Consider the following 22230-nt stretch of genomic DNA (forward strand, 5'->3'; position numbering starts at 1 on the left):
AGCGGTCGGGCCTCGAAGGCCCTTACCGGGCTTCCCGCATCGCGAGGCGAATTCCGTTGAGCTTGGTGCGCAGGGACGCGTCCACCATGCGGCTGCCGATCTTGACCACGAGGCCGCCGATCAGGCTGGGGTCGATCTTGAGGTCGAGGTCGATCTCGGCGCGCGCCACGTCGCGCAGGGAGGCCTTGATCTCCTCCACGACGGCGTCGGAGGGACGCTCGGCGACGGTCACCTCGGCGCGGACGATGCCCTTCGACTCGCGCACCAGGGTGCGGAAGGCGCGGATCATGTCGGGAAGGGCGAACAGTCGACGGTTGGCAGCCGCGAGGCGGATGAAGTTGCCGCCGATGCCGCCGATGCCGGACTTCTCCAGCAGCGAGACGATGGCGGCCTCCTGCTCGGCGCCCGTGAAGATCGGGCTGCGCACGAAGCGTCGCAGGTCGGCGCTCTCCTTGAGCATCGCGTCGAACCGGTCGAGGCTCGCCGCCACGCCATCGACGTCGCGCTCATCGCGCGCCAGCTCGAACAAGGCCGACGCGTAGCGTGCCGCTACGCCTGCAACCGGGGAACCCGCCTCGGAACCGTTCTGCGCCACGCGCCGCTCTCTCTTCAATCCTGCCTGAGGGCTCCGGCCGCGTCGCGCCGTGTTCGGCGCGGGCTCTGAAACCGTCAGGATTGGGAACGTGCCGGTCTGCGCGGGCCATGAAAAGCCCGCCCTTCCGGCGCGGCGAGGGCCTAGCATGCGTGTCCGGGGGGCGCAAGACGATGGAACTTGCGCCGGTGCGTTGTGCAACGCGAGATGCCGAACCCTGTTCCGATGCGGACAAACGGTGGCGAAGGTGAGGCCGCCTCAGCAGGCGATGCGGTCGCAGCGTCGGGTCGCGGCGACCATCCGCGCGAGGGCCTTCGGGCCGGGATGGCCGAGAAGCCCCGTGTTGCCGAGCACGTAGGAGGGGGTCGCGGCGAGGCCGAGATCGGCGGCCATGCGCATCTGCGCCTTGAGGGCGAGACGCACCTCCTCGCTGTCGGCGATGCTTTCGACCTCGGCGGCGGGCACACCGAGCTTGGCGGCGGCCTGGAGGGCGCCGGGCCCGTCGATCTTGCCGGGCTTGGCCAGCAACGTTCGATACAGGCTCCAGGCCGCTGCCGATCCGAGCTTGCGCTGGATCGCAAGGGCGACCTTCGCGGCCTGGGCCGATTGCACCGCGAGAATGGGATTGTTGATCAGGCCGATTCGCAGCGATGGATCGCTTTCGCTGAGGGAGACCATGTCGGCCGCCGCCTTCCGGCAATACGGGCAATTGTAGTCGAAGAACTCGTACAGGGTCGTCTCTGCCTCGGCCGGTCCGACATAGGTGACCCCGCGCAGAGCTGGAATCTCGCCGACGATCTCGCCGGGCAGACGCATGTTCGCGACCGGGCGGCCCTCGTCGTTGTCCACCTTAAACGCCTGGCCGTAGCCCTGTGCCACACTCTCCCCGGCGATCGCGAGGCCAGCGGCAAGGCCGGTGGAGGCGAGGAGGAAGCGCCGGCGGTGGAGGCCCGGTAACGCGAAGCTCATGGGGCGGCCCTGGTAGCGTGGGGATCGGGGAAGCGTGCGGAAAGCCGCCCGGCTTCTAGACCCGCCGGTGCCCGACCGCCAGCGCCGCCGCGCCGCCCCGCCTCAGCGCATCGCGCCGGGCCGGTCCCCCGCCGCCCAGGCGAGGGCCTGTTCCAGGCGGTCGTTGCCCCAGAACAGTTCGCCGTCGCCGGCCAGGAAGGTCGGTGCGCCGAAGATCCCGCGGGACCGCGCCTCCTCGCCGTTGACGCGCAGCCGCCCCTTGTTCGCCTCCGCCGCCGCCTGCTTCAGGATAATCGTGCCGTCGAGGCCGAGGCCGTTGAGGATCGACACCACGGCGGGCGGCTCGGCGATCGACTGCCCGCGGGCGAACTCGGCCTCGTAGACGGCCTTGGAGAAGGGCACGAGCCAATCGTGGTCCATGCCGTAGGTCGCCGCGCGGGTGGCGCTCAGACTGTTCTGCGGGAAGGCATCGGGGCGCTTGACGGGTGGGAGGCCGAGCCGGGCCGCCTCGCGCTCGACGTCGCGCCACATGTGGCGCCCCTTGGCGGCGTAGAGGTTGAACGGCGAAGAATTCCAGCCCTGCGCGGCGAAGATCGGCCCGACCAGGAACGGGCGCCAGCGGATCTCGACCTCGGCCGCCGCTGCCAGGGCCTCGATCCGCATGGCCGAGAGGTAGGAATAGGTCGATGCGAACTCGTACCAGAATTCGAGGGTCGGCCTGCGCGGCATGCGTCGAATCTCCGGGGTCGAGAACGGTCGTGAGTGTCGCCCGCCCGAAGGCTCGCGACAAGGCGGTTCACGCTCACGGCCACGCTGAGCGAACGCGTCCGACGGCACAGCGGTTGCACGGCCCCGCGCTCCGCTGATAAGCCGCGGCAATCACGACGCGGAGGCGCGCGACGCCGACGCACACGACGCCCGAACCGGAAGCGAGCTCATGACCGACGCGAACCCGAAGCCCGTCAACAAGGTCGTGCTCGCCTATTCCGGCGGACTCGACACGTCGATTATCCTGAAGTGGCTGCAGACGACCTATGGCTGCGAGGTCATCACCTTCACGGCCGATCTCGGCCAGGGCGAGGAGCTCGAGCCGGCCCGCAAGAAGGCGGAACTGCTCGGCATCAAGCCCGAGAACATCTTCATCGAGGATCTGCGCGAGGAATTCGTGCGGGACTACGTGTTTCCGATGTTCCGGGCCAACGCCCAGTACGAGGGCGTCTATCTCCTGGGCACCTCCATCGCCCGGCCGCTGATCGCCAAGAAGCAGATCGAGATCGCCGAGAAGCTCGGGGCGGACGCCGTCTGCCACGGCGCCACCGGCAAGGGCAACGACCAGGTCCGGTTCGAGCTCGGCTACTATGCCCTGAAGCCCGACGTCACGGTCATCGCCCCCTGGCGCGAGTGGGACCTGAAGAGCCGGGAGCAGCTGATCGCCTTCGCCGAGCAGCACCAGATCCCGATCTCCAAGGACAAGCGCGGCGAGAGCCCGTTCTCCGTGGACGCCAACCTCCTGCACGCCTCCTCGGAGGGCAAGGTGCTGGAGGACCCCGCCGACGAGGTGCCGGATTACGTCTACTCGCGCACCCGCTCGCCCGAGGAGGCGCCGGATACGCCGACCGTGATCACCATCGGCTTCGAGACGGGAGACGCGGTCTCCATCGATGGCGAGCGGCTGTCGCCCGCGAGCCTGCTCGCCAAGCTCAACCAGCTCGGCCACGACAACGGTATCGGTCGCTTGGACCTCGTCGAGAACCGCTTCGTCGGCATGAAGAGCCGCGGCATGTACGAGACGCCGGGCGGCACCATCCTGCTTCCCGCCCATCGGGCCATCGAGTCGATCACGCTGGACCGGGGTGCCGCACACCTCAAGGACCAGCTGATGCCGCAATACGCGGAGCTGATCTACAACGGCTTCTGGTTCTCGCCCGAGCGCGAGATGCTGCAGGCCCTGATCGACAAGAGCCAGGAGATGGTTACCGGCGAGGTCCGGCTGAAGCTCTACAAGGGCGGCGTCCATGTCATCGGCCGCACCAGCCCGAACTCGCTCTACGACCAGGACCTCGTCACCTTCGAGGAGGGCGCCGTCGCCTACGACCACCGCGACGCGGCCGGCTTCATCAAGCTCAACGCCCTGCGCCTGCGCACCCTCGCCCAGCGCAGGAAGAAGCTCGGCGCCTGAGGCGAAACCCGCCGGGTCCCCTCCCCACGGGGGCCCGGCTAGACGGACGGACTTGCGGAGAAGCCCTGGAGGATCTGGGGCACCTCGCCGGAAATCTGCCGGGCGAGGAATCCCACGGGCCCGACCGATTTCGCGAGCCGGGCGCCGGCGTCACCGTGGAGGTAGACGCCCCACAGAGCGGCGGTCAGCGGATCGACGCCCCGGGCGAGGATGCCGGTGATGACGCCCGCGAGGACGTCGCCCGAGCCGGAGGTGGCGAGGCCGACGCCGCCGCCATCGTAGTGCCAGTGCGCGCCGTCGGGGGCGACGATCCAGCTCTCGGCGCCCTTCATGATGACCACGGCCCGCAGCATTTCGGCAGCGCGCCGGGCCGCCTTCAGGGGTTCGGCCTCTACGGCCCCGCGGTCCCAGTCCAGGAGCTGCGCCATCTCCCCCGCATGCGGTGTCAGCACCGGCGGGGCGCGAAGAGCGCGCACCGTCTGGGCATGGGCAGCAAGGCCACAGATGGCGCCGGCATCGAGGACGTGGGCGGTCTCGTCCTGGTCCGCGAGCAGCGTGCGGACCAGCGTTGTGGTGATCGCGCAGGTGTTCATGCCGGGTCCGAGCAGCACCGCGTCGCAGCGCCGGGCCGCCTCGGCGATGCGAGGGGCCGCGGCCTCCGCCTCGATCTCGCCCCCGCCGGTCTCCGGGAGACCGATCACCATCGCCTCGGGCACGGCCAGGGCCATCGCCACGGCGACGCTTCGCACGGAGGCGATCTTCAGCTTGCCCGCACCGGCCCGCAGGGCCGCGACGCCGGCGAGGAAAACGGCGCCCGGCACCTCGGCGCAGCCGCCGAGGACGAGAACGCTGCCGCGGTCGTCCTTGCTGCCGGCCTCCGGGGTCGGAAGCGGACGCGCCCGCAGGCACGCAGCGTCGAGTTCGCTCCCGGTCATCGCACGTCTTCCGTCAGCGAGGGTTCGGCGGTGACGGGAGCGCCTGCCCGCTGGACCGGGGCGACGAAGTTGTAGCGCGCGAGGTGGAGGCGGCCAGTGGAACCCGCCTGCGCCCGGAAGGCATATTCCGTGACGGAGCAGTTCAGGACGTCTCCCTCGGCATCGATGCCGAGGATCTCGGCCTCGCTGAGGTTCTCGATGAGGTAGCGCAGACAGAGCACCACCACCTGGTGGGCGACGATCAGGACGCGCTTCTCGCCGTGGTGCAGGGAAATCGTGTCCATGGCGCCGCGCAGACGCAGGATGACGTCGCACCAACTCTCGCCGCAGGTGGGGCGATAGTAGAATTTTCCGAGGCGGGCCCGCAATTCGGCCTGTTCCGGATGAAGCGCCTCGACGCCCGTGCGCGTGAGCCGGTCGAGCAGCCCCAGTTCCTTCTCGCGCAGTCGCTCGTCGACGGTGTCGTCGGCCGCGTCCGATGCGAGGCCGCCGGCCCGGCGAATGCCCGCGACGGTCTGCTGTGCCCGGAGGTAGGGCGAGCTCAGCACCACGTTCGGACGCTCCGCGTCCGGCATCTCGGAAAACCAGCGCCCCAACGCCTCGGACTGCCGACGGCCGCGATCGCTCAGGGGAACGTCAACGTCGCGCTCCGGGATGTCGATGCGTTCCAGCCCAGCGTCATGGGCGGCATCGCGCGCGACGTTGCCCGCGCTCTCGCCGTGTCGGACGACCCAGATCCGGCTCGGCCAGCGTTGCAGCATCCGTCACGTTCCTCGGCTTGTTCTCCACCGCCAACGTTCCTGCAGGCCGATCCGTTCGCTTGCTGCGTCGTTCGCACCCCTCAAGCTGGCTGCCAGCCCGAGGTGCCGCGGGAGAAGTCGCCCGGGCCGAGATCGGCGTAGCGCAGGAAGATCTGGAGCACCGGCTGCATCTCGCGGTGCCCGGTTGGCAGGCCGACCCCCGGGCCGTAGGGCGCGTCCGTGTCCACGGCCGGCACGTCGCGGGCGGCGTCCCAGCGGATCGCCAGGGCTTTGACGCGGGCGACCTGCTCGGCCGCGACGTCGAAGGTGACGTGCTCGGGCGTCTCGCCGGTGGCCTCATCGCGAAAGACGTCGCCGACATCGTCGGAGGCAAGCTTCGCCAGGGTGTTGTGATAGGCGTAGCGCCCCGGCTTGAGGACGGCATTGGCGGTGAAAACCGCAAGGGCATCGCCCAGAGCGCGGTGCTCCTCGTCGGCCCCGTCGTCGTCGCCGGTGACGTTGAAGATATCGCCGTCGCGGTCGGTGCTGCCGTAGGGCGCGTCGGGGTGGACGATTGGCGCACCGACGCCCTCAGGGTTCCAGGCCACCACCATCCGGCGAATCAGCGCGATGCGCTCGAGGGTGAGTTCGAAGGTCGGCTGGGTCATCGTCGGTCTTTCGCCCATGGGGTCGCGCGGGGGCAGGTCGTGGTCGCGGGGGCTCAGCACCGCGATGAGGATGGGCGGCAGGTAGCCGATCCCGTGGCCTCGGGCTACCGCTTCAGGCAGCCCATCAGCCCCGAGACGCCGTTCATCCGCGCTTGGATCCGAGCGGCCTGGGCCCGGACGCCACGCGAGGGCAGAGCTGGATTGCGCAGGATCGGGTTGGGCAGCACGGCGGCCAGCAGCGCCGCCTCCCCGCGGGTGAGGGCGCGGGCCGGCTTGCCGAACCAGCGCCGGGCGGCGGCTTCGGCCCCGAACACCCCCTCCCCCCACTCGGCGATGTTGAGGTAGATCTCCATGGTGCGCGGCTTGCCCCACAGGGTATCGGCCACGAGGGCCAGGGGGATCTCGAGCGCCTTCCGGATCACCGATCGACCCGGCCACAGGAAGACGTTCTTCACCGTCTGCATCGGGATCGTCGAGGCGCCGCGGCTCGGGCCCTCCTCGTCGTCGACCACGTCCCGCAGGGCGCTCCAATCCACGCCGTTGTGCAGGCAGTAGCGCTGGTCCTCCGACGCGATGACGGCCTGGACGAGGTAGGGTGAGATGGCCTCGAGCCCCACCGCCTGCCGGTCGACGGACTGCAGCGTCAACCTTCGCCCCAGCATCAGGGTTGAGGGCGGGGTCAGCGCACTATAGACGAGCGCGAGCGACAATAAGAGGACGAGGCCGATGACGGGGAGGAGCAGGATGAGGTTGACGATCCGTCGCAAGCCTCTCGCCCGTGTCCTGCCGGATGCCTCGCGCATCGGCAGCGGGCGCGCCGAAACCTGCCGCAACGGCTGCTCCGCCCTCTCCTCCCGATCCTGAATTCGAACCTCCCCCGCCCACGACACGACACCGTCTGACCGAAGGCCCGACCGAACATGACCTCAACGCAAGGATCCCACGCTTCGGTCAAGGCGGATGCCCCGGTCGACGCGTTTTCCCACAGGCTTGCCACGGTTGCGGACAGGGTGGAGGCCTACCTCGCCGAGCGCCTGACCCCGGAGACGCAGGCCGGCGAGATCACCCGTCCGGTGCGCCTGATGGACGCGATGCGCCACGCCGTCCTCGGCGGCGGCAAGCGCCTGCGCCCGTTCCTGGCCATCGAGACCGCCCGGATGCTCGGCGGGACAGAGACCGGCGCCCTCGCAGCCGGCTCGGCCATCGAGCTGGTGCACTGCTACTCCCTCGTCCACGACGACATGCCCGCCATGGACGACGACGACCTGCGCCGCGGCAAGCCCACCGTGCACAAGGCCTATGACGAGGCGACCGCGATCCTGGTGGGCGACGCCCTCCAGACCCTGGCCTTCGAGATCTTGGCCGACGCCGCCTGGCAACCCGATCCTGCCGTGCGCGCGGACCTCGTGCTCGGTCTCGCCAAGGCCTCGGGCCTCGGCGGCATGGTCGGCGGCCAGCTCCTCGACCTCGGCGCCGAGGGTCGCTTCGGTCCCGTCTCCCTCGATGTCGACGATACGCTGCAGCTTCAGGCCATGAAGACCGGCGCGATCCTGGCCTTCTCGGTGGAAGCCGGTGCGATCGTCGGCGGCGCGACCCCGGACCAGCGCAAGGCGCTGCTGCGCTACGGCCACGCCCTGGGCCAGGCTTTCCAGATCGCCGACGACATCCTCGACCGCGAGGCTTCGTCCGAAGCCATGGGCAAGGCCACCGGCAAGGACAAGGATGCCGGCAAGGCGACCCTGGTCGACCGCCTCGGCCTCGACGGCGCCCGTGCCGAGTGCGACCGCCTCGTCGGCGTCTGCGAGGAGGCCGTGGCATCTTGGGGCGACAAGGCCGAGACCCTGCGCCAGGCGGCGCGGTTCACGGTGGCGCGCAAGGTCTGACGCCTGATCCGACGGCGGACCGCCTGCCCCCCGTCCTTCGAACATCCATCGCGAGTTGATCCCATGACCCCCTACAAGCTCCTCCTCCTCCCCGGCGACGGCATCGGCCCCGAGGTGATGGCAGAGGTCGAGAAGGTGATCGGCGCTCTGGATGCGCTGGGTCTCGCCCACTTCGAGATCGAGCGCGACCTCGTCGGCGGGAGCGCCATCGACGCCCACGGCAAGCCGCTGACGGACGAGGCCCTGGCCCGGGCCGATGCCGCCGATGCCATCCTGCTCGGCGCGGTGGGCGGCCCGAAATGGGCGGATGTCGCTTACGAGATCCGGCCCGAGGCAGGGCTCCTGCGCCTGCGCAAGGATCTGGGCCTCTTCGCCAACCTGCGTCCGGCGATCTGCTACCCGGCCCTCGCCGAGGCCTCGGCCCTGAAGCGCGAGCTGGTCGAAGGCCTCGACATCATGATCGTGCGCGAGCTCACGGGCGGCGTCTATTTCGGCGAGCCGAAGGAGATCACCACCCTGCCGGACGGCTCGAAGCGCGCCGTCGACACCCAGGTCTACACCACGGCCGAGATCGAGCGGATCGCCCACGTGGCCTTCGACCTCGCCCGCAAGCGCTCGGGCCGGGTCGCCTCGGCCGAGAAGCACAACGTGATGAAGTCGGGCGTCCTCTGGAAGGAGGTCGTGACCCGGGTCCATGCCGAGTACAGCGACGTGAGCCTGGAGCACGTGCTCGCCGACAACTGTGCCATGCAGCTGGTCCGCCGCCCGAAGCAGTACGACGTCCTCGTCACCGACAACCTGTTCGGGGACGTGCTCTCGGACGTGGCGGCGATGCTCACCGGCTCGCTCGGCATGCTGCCCTCCGCCTCCCTGGGCGCCGTCGATGCCAAGGGCAGCCGCAAGGCCCTCTACGAGCCGGTCCACGGCTCGGCACCCGACATCGCCGGTAAGGGTTACGCGAACCCAATCGCCATGATCGGCTCGCTGGCCATGTGCCTGCGCTACTCCTTCGGCCTGGGTGAAGCCGCCGACCTTCTGGACTCGGCCGTCACCCGCACCCTCGCGTCCGGCGCCCGCACACGGGACATCGCCGCCGAGGGAACGGCTCCGATCAGCACCGCCGAGATGGGCGACGCGATCATCCGCGAACTGAGGCACGCCGCCGCCTGATTCAGGTGCGGATGTCGCAGCGAGCGACGTCCAAACGAAAACGGGCCCCGTGAGGGGCCCGTCGCATGTCCGGCTTTCGTGGCTGGAGTTAGTAAGGGTTGCCGAAGCGCGAGACGTAGGAGGTCGGGTCGATCGCGTCGATGGCCGACAGGTCGACGTTGCGGATCGCGCTCGAACGGGCGCCGACGAACGGGCCGTTGGTGATCGGATCCGACAGGATGCCACCGCCGAAGCGATCGTTGCGGCCATAGGGGGGCGAGTTCAGGTAGCTCGCAGTGATGAACTGCGGGTTGGTTGCCGGGTTGCTGACCGAGCCGTTGTTCGCCTCGACCACGTTGCCGGCATCGAGCCAGCTCCGCGGACGGATGCGGATCGGCAGGGGCTGGCTGACGCGGTAGCCGGCCGGCGCATAACGCCCCTGGGCCTCGGCAGCGGTGTTCGCGCCGACGGCTGCGAGCGTGAGGGCACCCATCAGGGCAATCGAGACAGAGCGCATGACGCACCTTCGTTGAAGCTGTGGGACTGTAGGCCGGGCTTCCTTAAGAAACTGAGGCCTTCGCATGGAGGGAAGACGTGCCAGCCCGGCCGAGGTTCCCGGATTATGGCCGCGCTTCGCGCGATCGCCGCAGTTTAGCCTCATTTTTTCGTGTGGCCCGACTTTCGTGTGGCCCGGCTTGGGATCGATCCGGTCTCGCTTCCGATATCCCGCGGCGACACCGTCGCGACGAGGGCAGGCGGCCCACATCCGGGATCGCGCCGGGCTTCGTAGCTCGCGAAGGCGGTCTCTCGCTCCGGAGGAGCTTGACCGTTCAGCACGACCTTGTCGAGAAGACAGGTGATGGCCCGCGGCTCCGGCGCCTGTCCGAGGGGCGCGCAGAGCCAGCCGTCCAGGCGGAGCGCGCCGGGGTTCAGGCTGGCAAAGCCCGTGCAGGCGCGCTTGCCCTCGCCACCGAGAGTGAACTGGAGGGTCTCCATGGGGCCGAACTTGGTCTCGATGGCACCGCGCTCACCGGTGCGGATCACGGCCAGGGCCTGACCATCCGCGGCCCGTCGGGCCAGGGTGATGAACAGGCTAGGGCCCGGCTCGGTCTCGGATGCTTCGGTCAGGGTCAGGCGCAGGTATGGTGCCTCGATCGTATCGAAGCCGCCCTGGACCAAAAGGTCCTCCCGACGGCCGCTCGACGGATTGAGCCGGGCCGCCTCCGCGCGCGGCGCCTCGATCGCCTCGGGGTCGTTCAGGCGGAAGCGGGGCGCCGACAGGGCGAGGGGCATCGCGGGGCGCACGGCCTGAGCCGAGACCGGCACGAAGCCGGGTTCGGGCGGCGCCTCCATGGCCGGAGCGGCAGGGTCGGGCCCTCCTCCCCGTGCCGCCAGACTCAAGACCGCGACCACGGCCCCCGCTGCCAAGACCTGCATGAGGTGGCGGACCGACGGACAAGGAAGCCGCATCCGCTCCGTAGCCGTCGCGTCCGTTCCCAATCCGTCTCGCTCGAAAACCGTTCGCATCGCGTTCCGGGGTTCTTCGGCGGCCGCGCGCCGCCCGAGCCCATCCTGCTCCCCACTCCGGCAAACCGGGGTTTCCGGATCGGGTGCGGCCTCCGCCTTTCCGACGACAGGGTGAATCGTTGGTATCGACCCATGCGGGCGACACATGCCGGCCCGTGCTTGCAGCGGGCCCTGCCCATCGCGATCTCTCGGTACGGGGCCCACTGCGCGACACACAGAAGGACTTCATGATCCCCCTTTCCGTCCTCGACCTCGCCTTCGTGCCCGAGGGCGCGACGCCTGCCGATGCCCTGCGAAACAGCGTGGATCTCGCCCGCCACGCGGAAGAGCACGGCTATCGTCGCTTTTGGCTCGCCGAGCACCACAACATGATCGGCGTCGCCAGTGCGGCGACGGCTGTCGTGATCGGGCACGTCGCGGCTGGCACACGGACGATCCGCGTCGGCGCGGGCGGCATCATGCTGCCGAACCACGCCCCCCTGGTCATCGCCGAGCAATTCGGTACCCTGGAGACCCTGTTCCCCGGCCGGATCGATCTCGGCCTCGGGCGCGCGCCCGGCACCGATCCGCGCACCACGCGCGCGTTGCGGCGCTCCCCAGATGCCGCCGACACCTTTCCGCAGGACGTGCTGGAACTGCAGGCCCTCTTCGGCGACCCGCAGCCCGGACAGACGGTCCAGGCAGTTCCGGGGACGGGGCTGAAGGTGCCCCTTTGGATCCTCGGCTCGAGCACCTACGGCGCGCAGCTCGCCGCGATGCTGGGACTTCCCTACGCCTTCGCCTCGCATTTCGCGCCCGAGCAGCTCTTGCCGGCCCTCGCCCTCTATCGCGAGCGTTTCAAACCGTCAGCGCAGCTCAGCCACCCGCATGCGATGATCGGCATCAACGTGGTGGCGGCCGAGACCGACGCCGCGGCGCGCCGGCTCTTCACCTCGGCCCAGCAGCAGTTCACCAACCTCGTGCGCGGCACGCGCGGCCTGCTGCGACCGCCGATCGACGATATCGAGACCTATTGGGCCCCGCACGAGAAGGCACAGGCCTCGCGCATGCTGGCCCGCAGCCTGGTCGGCTCGCCCCAGACCGTGCGGGCGGGGCTCGCCGAGCTGATCCGGGAGACGGGCGCCGACGAGATCATGGTGGCGGCGGCGATCCACGACCAGGGCGCGCGACGAACCTCCTACGCCATCCTGGCGGAGGCGCGGGACGCCCTCGAGGCCGCCCCGGCCGCCCTGGTGGCGTGATCGGAGCGTCCAACCCTTGACAGAGGCGGGAGCGAGGCGTCTTGCTCCCGCCCTTGGCGACTCATGCTGCGATGCGGCGGGCGCCAGACGGCGCGGACCGGGATCGGGCCGCGCACCTTCGCGGCCGGCGGGCCGCCGGCCGCCGTGGGCGGCTCGGCGCACGGCAGGGAGGCTTGAGAACGGCGCCGGTACCGGACGATGCGCTTCGCCAGACCGGCGGGCGCCGCACGGGCCCTCGGCGCCCGTGCAGAGCGGAGTGAAGAGCATGGGTTACAAGGTCGCCGTCGTGGGTGCCACGGGCAATGTGGGCCGCGAGATGCTGGACATCCTGTCCGAGCGCGCCTTTCCGGCGGACGAGGTGGTGGCAATTGCCTCGCGCCGCTCGGCCGGCCAGGACGTGTCCTTCGGCGACAAGATCCTGAAGGTGAAGGCCCTCGATTCCTACGACTTCTCCGATACCGACATCTGCCTGATGTCCGCGGGCGGCGAGACCTCGAAGGAGTGGTCGCCCCGCATCGGTCAGTCCGGCTGCGTCGTGATCGATAACTCGTCGGCGTTTCGCTACCATCAGGACGTGCCGCTGATCGTTCCGGAAGTGAACCCGGACGCCATCCACGGCTTCTCCAAGCTAAACATCATCGCCAATCCGAACTGCTCAACGGCGCAGCTCGTGGTCGCGCTGAAGCCCCTCCACGACGCGGCCACGATCAAGCGCGTGGTGGTGGCGACCTACCAGTCGGTCTCCGGCGCCGGCAAGGACGCCATGGACGAGCTCTTCCAGCAGACCCGCTCGGTCTTCACCGCCGGCGAGATCAAGGCCGAGAAGTTCCCCAAGCGCATCGCCTTCAACGTCATCCCGCACATCGATGTGTTCATGGAGGACGGGTACACGAAGGAAGAGTGGAAGATGGTCGCCGAGACCAAGAAGATGCTCGATCCCAAGATCAAGCTCACGGCCACCGCCGTGCGCGTGCCGGTGTTCATCGGCCACGCGGAAGCCGTGAACGTCGAGTTCGAGCGCCCGATCTCAGCCGAGCAGGCCACCGCGATCCTGCGCTCGGCCCCTGGCCTCATGGTCGTCGATAAGCGCGAGCCCGGCGGCTACATGACCCCGCACGAGGCCGCCGGCGAGGACGCCACCTACGTCTCCCGCATCCGTGAGGACGCTACGGTGGAGAACGGCCTCTCGTTCTGGTGCGTCGCCGACAACCTGCGCAAGGGCGCGGCCCTGAACACCGTGCAGATCGCCGAGATGCTGGTGAACCGCAAGCTCCTGAAGCGGGCCCAAGCGGCCTGAGGTTCGATTTGGGTCCGGACCTCGGGACCCAGACGACCGACAGCGATCATCGACGCCGTCCCGCCCTGCGGGGCGGCGTTTTTCTTGGCCCCGACGCAACGCGGGAGGTCCTCCGGGCTCGCTGTTGCGCCGGACAGTCGTACGCGAGGGCAAAGCCTCGGATCGCAACATCCACCGGCGCGGCCCAGCACCATGGGGATTGAGAGGTCTGCGCCGGCGGCGCGCGATCCCGACACCGTGGACTCCGTTCGCGGTACGCACTGCGAGTCCGAAGGGCCGGGCTGCATGGTTCCGATCGGCAACAGGGTTCCATCCGCGTGCCCAGCACGACGCCGGGGTCGTTGCAGTTCCGTCCGTTCGGGGTGGGGCGCGAGCGGGATCGCCGAGCGGCCCAAGACTGGTCTTCAAATTTTTTCTGATTTCTACCTGGTGCGTTGTGGAACCGCCGCGCGGATCATGGGGAATCAAGGCAGCTACGTAGGCGGTGGTTTTCGCCCAGGCCGGCCCAGGGTCCGGGTTCGACGCAGGGCGGAAACTGCTTGAAAATGGGAGCGAACGCGCCTACTCTCTTGCTATCAGTTCTGGTTGCAGTTGTGAGACTGCGGTTCGGGAGTGGGCCCCACCGGGTCCGCTCTTTTTTATTGCCGCAATGACCCTCGCGCCGGATCGCCTCGGACAAGGCCGGACTTCAAGCGCAGCATGGCGGACAACCTCAACAGCGACCCGCTCAACAGCGATCTCAACGAAAAGCGCCTCATCACCGAGACCGGCGTGGCCGCGCGGGTGGTGCAGGTCATCGAGGGCTCGATTCAGGGCCTGGGCTATCGCGTCGTCCGGGTGAAGGTGACGAGCGCCAACGGCTGCACGGTGCAGATCATGGCCGAGCGGCCGGACGGCACCATGACGGTGGATGATTGCGAGGCGGTGAGCCGGGCCATCTCGCCACTGCTCGATCTCGATGATCCGATCGGCAAGCCCTACTACCTCGAGATCTCCTCGCCGGGCATCGACCGGCCGCTTGTGCGGGCCGTCGATTTCGCGCGCTGGGCCGGCTACGAGGCCAAGATCGAGCTCGCCGTGCCGATGGACGGCCGCAAGCGCTTCCGCGGCATCATCGGCGCCCCGAATGCGGACGGGCTCACGGTACCGATCGACCTGCCCGACGTGAAGGAGGGCCTGCCGAGCCGGATCGACCTGCCGCTGCGCGACCTCGGCGACGCCTACCTCGTGCTCACCGACGAGCTGGTACGCGAATCCCTGCGCCGCGGCGGTCCACCCGCCCTCGACGACGAGAGGGACGACGCGGAGGAGGACGAGGCGGAGATCGAAGCTGAATCGGCCCCTGCCCCGCTGAAGAAGAAGATTTCCCGTCCCCTGAAACCGAAGGCCTCGCTGCGGCCCAAGCCTGTGAAGGTCGAGACCGAGGAGAGTCTCGCCATCAAGGCCCGGAACAAGGCGAAGCCCGTCCGCACCAAGGCGGTGCGGGTGAAGGAAGACGGCAAGCTCCACTAACACGCCCGGATCCCTGCCCCGCCGAGCGGCGGGGGGATCGCGACAGAACACGACGAAGAGAAGGACGAAAACCGATGGCCGTCGTCAGCGCCAACAGGCTCGAACTCCTGCAGATCGCCGAAGCAGTCGCCCGTGAGAAGGTGATCGACCGGTCCATCGTGATCGACGCGATGGAGGAAGCCATCGCCAAGGCCGCGCGCTCCCGCTACGGCGCCGAGACCGACGTGCATGCCGAGATCGACCCGAAGACGGGCGCGCTGCGCCTGTCGCGCCACCTCGTGGTGGTCGACCAGGTCGAGAACGACGCCCGCGAGGTCACCCTGGAGCAGGCCCGCCGCTACAACCCCGGCGCCCTCGTGGGCGACGTCATCTCCGACACCCTGCCGCCCTTCGATTTCGGCCGCGTCGCCGCCCAGTCGGCCAAACAGGTCATCGTGCAGAAGGTGCGCGACGCCGAGCGCGACCGGCAGTTCGACGAGTATAAGGACCGCATCGGCGAGGTCGTGAACGGCCTCGTGAAGCGCGTCGAGTACGGCAATGTCATCGTCGACCTCGGCCGCGGCGAGGGCATTGTCCGCCGCGACGAGATGATCCCGCGCGAAACCTTCCGTCCGGGCGACCGCATTCGTTCCTACCTATTCGACGTGCGCCGCGAGGTGCGCGGACCGCAGATCTTCCTCTCGCGCTCGCACCCGCAGTTCATGGCGAAGCTCTTCGGCCAGGAAGTGCCGGAGATCTACGACGGCATCGTCGAGGTGAAGGCCGTGGCCCGCGATCCCGGCTCGCGCGCGAAGATCGCCGTGATCTCGCGGGACGGCTCGATCGACCCTGTTGGCGCCTGCGTCGGCATGCGCGGCTCCCGCGTCCAAGCGGTGGTCGGCGAACTCCAGGGTGAAAAAATCGACATCATCCCATGGTCGGAGGACCAAGCGACCTTCATCGTCAATGCGCTGCAGCCGGCGGAAGTCGTGAAGGTGGTGCTGGACGAGGAGGCCGACCGCATTGAGGTGGTGGTACCCGACGACCAGCTCTCCCTGGCCATCGGCCGCCGCGGCCAGAACGTGCGCCTCGCCTCGCAGCTCACGGGCTGGGACATCGACATCCTGACCGAGGCTGAGGAGTCGGAGCGTCGTCAGAAGGAGTTCGCCGAGCGTACCGCGATCTTCATGGAAGCCCTCGACGTCGACGAGACCGTGGGCCAGCTCCTGGCGGCGGAGGGCTTCCGAAACGTCGAGGAGATCGCCTACGTCGAACCGGGCGAGCTCGCCAACATCCAGGGACTCGACGAGGAGAGCGGAACCGAGATCCAGGCACGCGCCCAGGATCACCTCGCCCGCGTCGAATCGGAGTTCGATGCCAAGCGTCAGGAACTCGGCGTGCAGGACGAGCTGCGCGAGATCGACGGCATCACCACGCCCATGCTGGTGGCGTTGGGCGAGAACGACGTGAAGACGATCGAGGACCTCGCCGGTTGCGCCACCGATGATCTCGTGGGTTACACCGAAGGGCGCGGCCCCGAGGCCAAGCGGCACACAGGCTACCTCGAGGGATTCGAGATTTCGCGGGCGGAAGCGGAGGCCATGGTCATGGCGGCCCGCGTCCATGCCGGCTGGATCGAGGGGCCGACCGAGACTGAGACGAGCGAGTCCACCGATGAGGAGCCCGCCTCCGTCTGAGAAGGCGAATCATGGCTCCCCGCGGCCACGGATCGCGGGGATGTTTTCCAGTTGACGAAAGAATCCCACGCCACATGACGGGCGAAACCGCAGATGTGACCGACGATGCCGTCGAGCCGGATCCGAGCACGCTGCTCGATCCGGGTCTGGGGCGGGGTCGTGCCAATGCTCTGCGCACATGCCTCGTCACGCGGGTGACGCAGGCGCCGTCCGGCTTGATCCGTTTCGTGCTCGGGCCCGACGGCGCCGTGGTGCCGGATCTGCGGGCTCGCCTACCCGGCCGCGGTGCCTGGCTTACCCCCACCCGCGCGGCGGTCAACGAAGCTGTGAAGCGGCGCGCCTTTCAACGCGCCTTCAAAAGCAAGGATGTCATAGCATCCGACCTCGCCGACCGCATCGCCGAGGGTCTGCGCGCCGACCTGCGTCAATCGTTGTCCCTGGCCAACAAGGCCGGCTGCGTGGTCGCGGGCTTCGCCAAGGTCGAGTCGGCCATCGGCGACAAGACCGGTGTGGCGGCGGTGATTCAAGCCTCCGACGGTAGCGCCGACGGACGGCGGAAGATCGTCGCGGCATTGCACCGGCGGCATGGCAGTGCCATATCGTGCATTCCCGTCATCGATGACCTGTCCAACGAAGAATTGGACATGGCCTTGGGTCGGGATCATGTGATACATGCGGCTCTCGTCGCAGGAGTCGGAGCTTCCGGCTGCCTTGCGCGTTGGCGTCGGCTCCGCACCTTCGAAGGTTTGGCGACGACGGCCGAGGAGGCCGGCTCCGCCCGTATTGGGCAGGCCGTTTCCGATCTGCACGACGATTGAAGCGATGGATCTACCCGGCGCACAGCAGTTTGCCGGTTCACGGGACGATGGAAACCCTCAGGGTTTGGACTGAATGAGCGATACGAACAATCCGGGCGACAAGACGCAGGCGAGACCCCCTTCGAAGCCGCTGTCCTTGAAGCGTCCGATCGAGCAGGGAACGGTGCGTCAGAGCTTCTCCCATGGCCGCTCCAAGCAGGTCGTGGTCGAGACGGTGAAGCGCCGTGTCATCGGTGCCGCGCCGGCCGCCCCCGCGCGTGAGACGACGCCCGTCGCCCCTGCGACGCGGGTGGCGCCGCCTCCGCCGCCGGCCGCACCGCGTCAGGCCCAGCGGTCCGCAAATGGGGTGGTGCTTCGCACTCTCAGCGAGCAGGAGAGCAACGCCCGTGCGGCTGCCCTCGCCGACGCCAAGCGCCGCGAGGCCGAGGCGCAGAGGCGTGCCGAGGCAGAAGCCGCGGCTGAGCGCGAGCGCATCGCTGCGGAACAGCGCGAGCGGGAGGCCGCCGAGGCGAAGATGCGCGAGGAGGAGGCCCGCCGCCGCAAGGAGGAAGAGGATCGCCGCGCCGCCGAGGAGGCAGAACGCGCCGCTGTAATTGCGGCTCAAGACGCTGCGAAGGCCGATGCCGCACCAGCCGCCGCCCCGACTGTGTCGAAGACCGCCCCGATGCCGGCGGCCCCGACCATCGTGCGCTCGGCGCCTCCGGCCCCGGCTGCCCCGGCGGCGGAGCGTCCCGCTCAGGCTGCCGCTCCCGCCCGGCCTGCGGCTCCGACAGCGCCGGCCCGTCTGGCTGCGCGTCCGCCGCTCACGGCTCGCCCAGCAACGGCCGAGCCGCGCAAGACCATCACGGCCGACGTGCGCAAGCCGCGCGACCTGAATTTCATGGCCCGCCCGGCTCCGGCGCCGGAGCCCGAGCCCACCGCTCCGACCGCGGCCACGGCCGCCCGTCCGGCCGGTGGAGCCACGCCGGCCCGTACGGCTGGCCGCCCGCAGGCTGCCGAGGAGGAGAGCGAGCAGAAGCGCGTGATCCGCCGCCCCGGCATGCCGCTCAAGATCATCACGCCGCCCAAGACGCCGAAGCAGCCGGGCGGCGATCGCAACCGCGGCCGTCTCACGATCGCCACCGCAACGTCGGGTGAGGACGAGCGCACGCGCTCCGTCGCCTCGTTCCGCCGCCGCCAGCAGCGCATGAGCGGCAACCGGCAGGTGGAGCAGAAGGAGAAGCTCTCCCGCGAGGTGACGATCCCGGAGACGATCACGATCCAGGAGCTCGCCAACCGCATGTCGGAGCGGGCGGTGGACGTCATTCGCCTGCTGATGAAGCAGGGTGAGATCCATAAGATCACCGACGTCATCGACTCGGATTCGGCGCAGCTGATCGCCGAGGAACTCGGCCACACCGTCCGCCGCGTTGCGGAGTCGGACGTGGAGGAAGGCCTGTTCAGCGACGAGCCGGAGCTGGAGGAGGATCTCGATCCGCGTCCCCCCGTCGTTACCATCATGGGCCACGTCGACCACGGCAAGACCTCGCTGCTCGACGCGATCCGCAAGACCACCGTTGTCTCCGGCGAGGCCGGCGGCATCACACAGCATATCGGTGCCTACCAGGTCGCGTCTCCGAGCGGCGACATGGTCACCTTCATCGACACCCCCGGCCACGCGGCCTTCACCTCCATGCGCGCCCGCGGTGCCAAGGTGACGGACATCGTCGTGCTCGTGGTGGCGGCGGATGACGGTGTCATGCCGCAGACGGTGGAGGCGATCTCCCACGCCAAGGCCGCCGGCGTTCCCTTGATCGTGGCGATCAACAAGATCGACAAGCCCGAGGCGAATCCGCAGCGGGTGCGAACCGAGCTGCTGCAGCACGACATCCAGGTCGAGTCGATGGGTGGCGAAACCCTCGAGTTCGAGGTGTCGGCCAAGACCGGCGACGGTCTGCCGGAGCTTCTCGAGGGCCTGCAGCTCCAGGCCGAGATCATGAACCTGCGCGCCAACGAGACGCGCGACGGCGAGGGTACGGTCATCGAGGCCAAGCTCGATCGCGGTCGCGGCCCGGTGGCGACCGTCCTTGTCCAGCGGGGCACCCTGTTCACTGGCGACATCGTCGTGGCCGGCGCCGAATGGGGCCGCGTGCGCGCCCTCATCGACGACAAGGGCGAGAACGTCCCCTACGCCGGTCCTTCGGTCCCCGTGGAGGTGCTCGGCTTCAACGGCACCCCGGATGCGGGCGACCGCGTCGTGGTCGTGCCGAACGAGGCCCGCGCCCGTGAGGTCACCGAATACCGGGCCCGCCAGAAGCGCGAGCGCCTGGCTGCCCGTACCGGTGGCGCGAACCGCTCGCTGGTCGACATGATGCGCGACCTGAAGGAAGGCGCCGGTCGCAAGGAACTGGCGCTGGTCGTCAAGGGCGACGTGCAGGGCTCGGTCGAGGCCATCAACGGCGCGCTGGAGAAGCTCGGCAACGACGAGGTGTCGGCGCGGATTCTGCTGGCGGGCGTCGGCGGCATCACCGAGTCGGACATCACCCTGGCGGAGGCTTCGAAGGCCGTCGTCATCGGCTTCAACGTGCGGGCCCACAAGGAAGCGCGCGAGTCGGCCGAGAACAAGGGCGTCGAGATCCGCTACTACAACATCATCTACGACCTCGTGGATGACATCAAAGCGACCCTGTCGGGCATGCTGCCGCCGACGCTGCGCGAGGAGCGTCTCGGCGAGGCCCAGATCCTGCAGATCTTCGACGTGTCGAAGGTCGGCAAGATCGCCGGCTGCCGCATCACCGACGGTGTGGTCCAGCGCGGTGCCCATGTGCGCCTGATTCGCGACAGCGTGGTCATCCACGAGGGCAAGCTCGCCCAGCTGAAGCGCCTGAAGGACGATGCGAAGGAAGTGACCGCCGGCTACGAATGCGGCATGTCCTTCGAGAACTTCCAGGACATGCGGGCCGGCGACACCATCGAGTGCTACCGGGTCGAGGAGATCCGTCGCACGCTCTAAGCGGCGGATTCGCTTCGGAATACCGACGGGGTCGCGACGAGGTCGCGGCCCCGTTGCGCGTTTCGGAGCCGGCGCCGGCCGTCTTCGCGGAAAGACGACGCGGAAACTGGCGCGACGGGCCTATATCCCGGACGCCGATCTGCGCTAAGAGGGTCGCCTTCGACGTCCGCTTCGTTTCAGCCGGCTCGGCGTTTCCGTGCGGCGGCACCTCGATGTTCCGTTTCAGCGACGCATCGTCCGCGGCTCCCGGCGCGCCGGTGTCGAACCGTTTCGACGACAAGACGATCAGAATCCGACATGGCCCAGAAGCAGACCCCCACCGGACCCTCGCAGCGCCAGCAGCGCGTCGCTGAGCTGATCCGCCACGCCATCGCTGAGGTTCTCCAGCGCGGGGACATCCAGGACCCGGTGCTGAGCGCGCACGTCATCACGGTGCCGGAGGTGCGGATGTCGCCGGACCTGAAGCTCGCCACGGCCTACATCATGCCGCTCGGCGGCCTGGACGAGGCCCCGGTCCTGGCGGCGCTGGCGCGCAACAAGAAGGCGCTGCGCCAGGAGGTCGCCCGCCGGGTGAACCTGAAATACGCGCCCGATCTGCGCTTCCTGCGCGACGAGACCTTCGACGAGGCCGACCGGATCGACGCCCTGCTGCGGACTGATAAGGTGCGCCGTGACCTCGAATCGCCGGCCGCGAAGAAGGACGACGGCGCCTCGGACCCCGACGCCGCCTGACGCGCACCGGCCTTGAGCGGCCCCCCGTCTCCGGCCCGAGGCGGCGGAGACACCGAACAGCGAACCCCGACCGGGACGGATGACGGCGCAGGACGTGCCGCCCGCCCCCTGTGAGCATTGACCGAGGACCCCCATGATCAACGAACCGACCGTCGAGCGCACCGAGGGTTCAGCGCCGCCGAACCCGGCGGACCGGCCCGTGGCCGCCGAGGGCCGGCGTCCGCCGCGGGGCGCGCCGCGCCCCGACCGGCCGAAGCGCCGCGACGTCAACGGCTGGGTGATCCTCGACAAGGGCGTGGGCATGACCTCGACCCACGCGGTCGCGGTGGTGAAGCGCGCCTTCAACGCCAAGAAGGCGGGCCATGCCGGCACCCTCGACCCCCTGGCCTCCGGCATCCTGCCGATCGCGCTCGGCGAGGCGACCAAGACGGTCCCGTTCGTGATGGACGGGCGCAAGGCCTACGTCTTCACCGTGACCTGGGGCATCGAGACCGACACCGACGACGCCGAGGGCCGGCCGGTGGCCACCAGCGAGGCGCGCCCCACCCGCGAAGCCGTGGAGGCGGCGCTGCCGACCTTCATCGGCGCCATCGAGCAGGTGCCGCCGCGGTACTCGGCCATCAAGATCGCCGGAGAGCGTGCCTACGACCTCGCCCGGGACGGCGAGGAGGTCGTGCTGGTGGCCCGCCCGGTCCAGATCGACCATCTCGCGGTGGTCGAGCACAGCCCCGAGCGCACGGTGATCGAGGCCGCCTGCGGCAAGGGCACCTATGTCCGGGCCATCGCCCGCGACCTCGGCCGCCTGCTGGGCTGCTACGGCCACGTCTCGGCCCTGCGCCGCACCCGCGTCGGCCCCTTCACCGAGGCGGATTCCTGCCAGGTCGCCGCCCTCGAGGAAGCCGGGCCGGACGGCAATGCCGGGCATCTCCACGCCGTCGAGACCGCCCTCGACGCGGTGCCCTCGGTGCCGGTGTCGCGGGACATGGCCCTGCGCCTGATGCGCGGCCAGCCGGTGATCCTGCGCGGGCGCGACGCCCCGGTGGAGGGCAAGGCCTTCGCCACCTGCGGCGGCATCCTCGTGGCGGTGGGCGACGTCGAGCGCGGCGAACTGGTGCCACACCGGGTGTTCCACCTCGGCGGGACCGCCAACCGCCCGGTCTGAGCGGGGCTTCCGGGGGCCTTCCCCCACGGGGAGGGTGACCCGCAGGCGCATGCAGAACGGGCTCCGCGCGGGCCCCCTCGCCGTCGGGCGGTGGCACCCGTACCCGTCGATCCGGGGGCGCCGCGGTCGAGCCCGCCCCGAAGGAGAGGCGCGCCGTC

Annotated in this window: 20 protein-coding genes; 11 read left to right on the forward strand and 9 right to left on the reverse strand. The window is 69.4% G+C overall.

Annotation, left to right across the window (positions count from 1 at the left end; translation table 11 throughout):
- Positions 1-22 precede the first annotated feature (22 nt).
- From ASF41_RS16105 to ASF41_RS16115, 3 genes are all read right to left on the reverse strand, one after another.
- Positions 23-595: a F0F1 ATP synthase subunit delta gene (locus ASF41_RS16105; RefSeq protein ID WP_056212570.1), complete on the reverse strand. Its 573-nt coding sequence runs from the start codon at positions 593-595 to the stop codon at positions 23-25.
- Between the two features lie 255 nt (positions 596-850).
- Complete coding sequence (locus ASF41_RS16110; RefSeq protein WP_056494912.1) at positions 851-1561, reverse strand: DsbA family protein; 711 nt, start codon at positions 1559-1561, stop codon at positions 851-853.
- A gap of 102 nt (positions 1562-1663) precedes the next feature.
- Positions 1664-2290 carry a 2-hydroxychromene-2-carboxylate isomerase gene (locus ASF41_RS16115; RefSeq protein WP_056494915.1) on the reverse strand — a complete coding sequence of 209 codons (627 nt, stop codon included), beginning with the start codon at positions 2288-2290 and terminating at the stop codon, positions 1664-1666.
- A 208-nt stretch (positions 2291-2498) separates the two neighbouring features.
- Between ASF41_RS16115 and ASF41_RS16120 the strand changes: the two genes are divergently transcribed.
- A complete protein-coding gene (locus tag ASF41_RS16120; protein ID WP_056212576.1) occupies positions 2499-3740 on the forward strand; it encodes an argininosuccinate synthase in 1242 nt (413 codons plus the stop codon).
- Between the two features lie 38 nt (positions 3741-3778).
- On the opposite strand, the gene ASF41_RS16125 is transcribed toward ASF41_RS16120, so the two are convergent.
- The 4 genes from ASF41_RS16125 to mtgA all read right to left on the reverse strand — a co-directional run bounded on the left by ASF41_RS16125 (position 3779) and on the right by mtgA (position 6886).
- On the reverse strand, positions 3779-4675 hold the full coding sequence (locus tag ASF41_RS16125) for an NAD(P)H-hydrate dehydratase (RefSeq protein ID WP_056494918.1): 897 nt from the start codon (positions 4673-4675) through the stop codon (positions 3779-3781).
- The gene (locus tag ASF41_RS16130) at positions 4672-5436 is read right to left on the reverse strand and encodes a histidine phosphatase family protein (RefSeq protein WP_056494921.1); all 765 of its coding nucleotides are present in this window, start codon (positions 5434-5436) and stop codon (positions 4672-4674) included. The genes ASF41_RS16125 and ASF41_RS16130 overlap by 4 nt, the downstream gene beginning before the upstream one ends.
- Positions 5437-5516: 80 nt before the next feature.
- Positions 5517-6083, reverse strand: a complete 567-nt coding sequence (locus ASF41_RS16135) for a hypothetical protein (RefSeq protein ID WP_056212582.1) — start codon at positions 6081-6083, stop codon at positions 5517-5519.
- A 104-nt stretch (positions 6084-6187) separates the two neighbouring features.
- A complete protein-coding gene (gene mtgA, locus ASF41_RS16140; RefSeq protein WP_082504621.1) occupies positions 6188-6886 on the reverse strand; it encodes a monofunctional biosynthetic peptidoglycan transglycosylase in 699 nt (232 codons plus the stop codon).
- Between the two features lie 117 nt (positions 6887-7003).
- Between mtgA and ASF41_RS16145 the strand changes: the two genes are divergently transcribed.
- Both ASF41_RS16145 and leuB read left to right on the forward strand, forming a co-directional pair.
- Positions 7004-7966, forward strand: coding sequence for a polyprenyl synthetase family protein (locus ASF41_RS16145; protein WP_056494927.1), 963 nt, complete (start codon positions 7004-7006; stop codon positions 7964-7966).
- 63 nt (positions 7967-8029) lie between these two features.
- Complete coding sequence (leuB, locus tag ASF41_RS16150) at positions 8030-9136, forward strand: 3-isopropylmalate dehydrogenase (RefSeq protein WP_056212586.1); 1107 nt, start codon at positions 8030-8032, stop codon at positions 9134-9136.
- An 88-nt stretch (positions 9137-9224) separates the two neighbouring features.
- On the opposite strand, the gene ASF41_RS16155 is transcribed toward leuB, so the two are convergent.
- Entirely contained in the window at positions 9225-9632 is a 408-nt protein-coding gene (locus tag ASF41_RS16155) for a hypothetical protein (RefSeq protein WP_056212588.1), read from the reverse strand.
- A gap of 140 nt (positions 9633-9772) precedes the next feature.
- Positions 9773-10552, reverse strand: coding sequence for a hypothetical protein (locus ASF41_RS16160; RefSeq protein ID WP_156653332.1), 780 nt, complete (start codon positions 10550-10552; stop codon positions 9773-9775).
- A 317-nt stretch (positions 10553-10869) separates the two neighbouring features.
- Between ASF41_RS16160 and ASF41_RS16165 the strand changes: the two genes are divergently transcribed.
- The 8 genes from ASF41_RS16165 (at position 10870) to truB (ending at position 22072) form a co-directional block, all read left to right on the forward strand.
- Positions 10870-11883, forward strand: a complete 1014-nt coding sequence (locus tag ASF41_RS16165; protein WP_056212592.1) for an LLM class flavin-dependent oxidoreductase — start codon at positions 10870-10872, stop codon at positions 11881-11883.
- A 265-nt stretch (positions 11884-12148) separates the two neighbouring features.
- Positions 12149-13180 carry an aspartate-semialdehyde dehydrogenase gene (locus ASF41_RS16170; protein ID WP_056212594.1) on the forward strand — a complete coding sequence of 344 codons (1032 nt, stop codon included), beginning with the start codon at positions 12149-12151 and terminating at the stop codon, positions 13178-13180.
- 699 nt (positions 13181-13879) lie between these two features.
- A complete protein-coding gene (gene rimP / locus ASF41_RS16175; RefSeq protein ID WP_056494933.1) occupies positions 13880-14692 on the forward strand; it encodes a ribosome maturation factor RimP in 813 nt (270 codons plus the stop codon).
- 74 nt (positions 14693-14766) lie between these two features.
- Positions 14767-16368 (forward strand): transcription termination factor NusA, encoded by a 1602-nt coding sequence (gene nusA, locus ASF41_RS16180; RefSeq protein WP_056494936.1) that lies wholly within the window; start codon positions 14767-14769, stop codon positions 16366-16368.
- A gap of 74 nt (positions 16369-16442) precedes the next feature.
- On the forward strand, positions 16443-17186 hold the full coding sequence (locus tag ASF41_RS16185) for an RNA-binding protein (RefSeq protein WP_056494939.1): 744 nt from the start codon (positions 16443-16445) through the stop codon (positions 17184-17186).
- 73 nt (positions 17187-17259) lie between these two features.
- Positions 17260-20178 carry a translation initiation factor IF-2 gene (infB, locus tag ASF41_RS16190; protein ID WP_056494942.1) on the forward strand — a complete coding sequence of 973 codons (2919 nt, stop codon included), beginning with the start codon at positions 17260-17262 and terminating at the stop codon, positions 20176-20178.
- 297 nt (positions 20179-20475) lie between these two features.
- Complete coding sequence (rbfA, locus tag ASF41_RS16195; RefSeq protein ID WP_056494944.1) at positions 20476-20910, forward strand: 30S ribosome-binding factor RbfA; 435 nt, start codon at positions 20476-20478, stop codon at positions 20908-20910.
- A 133-nt stretch (positions 20911-21043) separates the two neighbouring features.
- Positions 21044-22072, forward strand: a complete 1029-nt coding sequence (truB, locus tag ASF41_RS16200) for a tRNA pseudouridine(55) synthase TruB (protein WP_056270930.1) — start codon at positions 21044-21046, stop codon at positions 22070-22072.
- The last annotated feature ends 158 nt before the right edge of the window (positions 22073-22230 follow it).

Source organism: Methylobacterium sp. Leaf111 (genome assembly GCF_001423285.1).
In the GTDB taxonomy this organism is placed as follows: domain Bacteria; phylum Pseudomonadota; class Alphaproteobacteria; order Rhizobiales; family Beijerinckiaceae; genus Methylobacterium.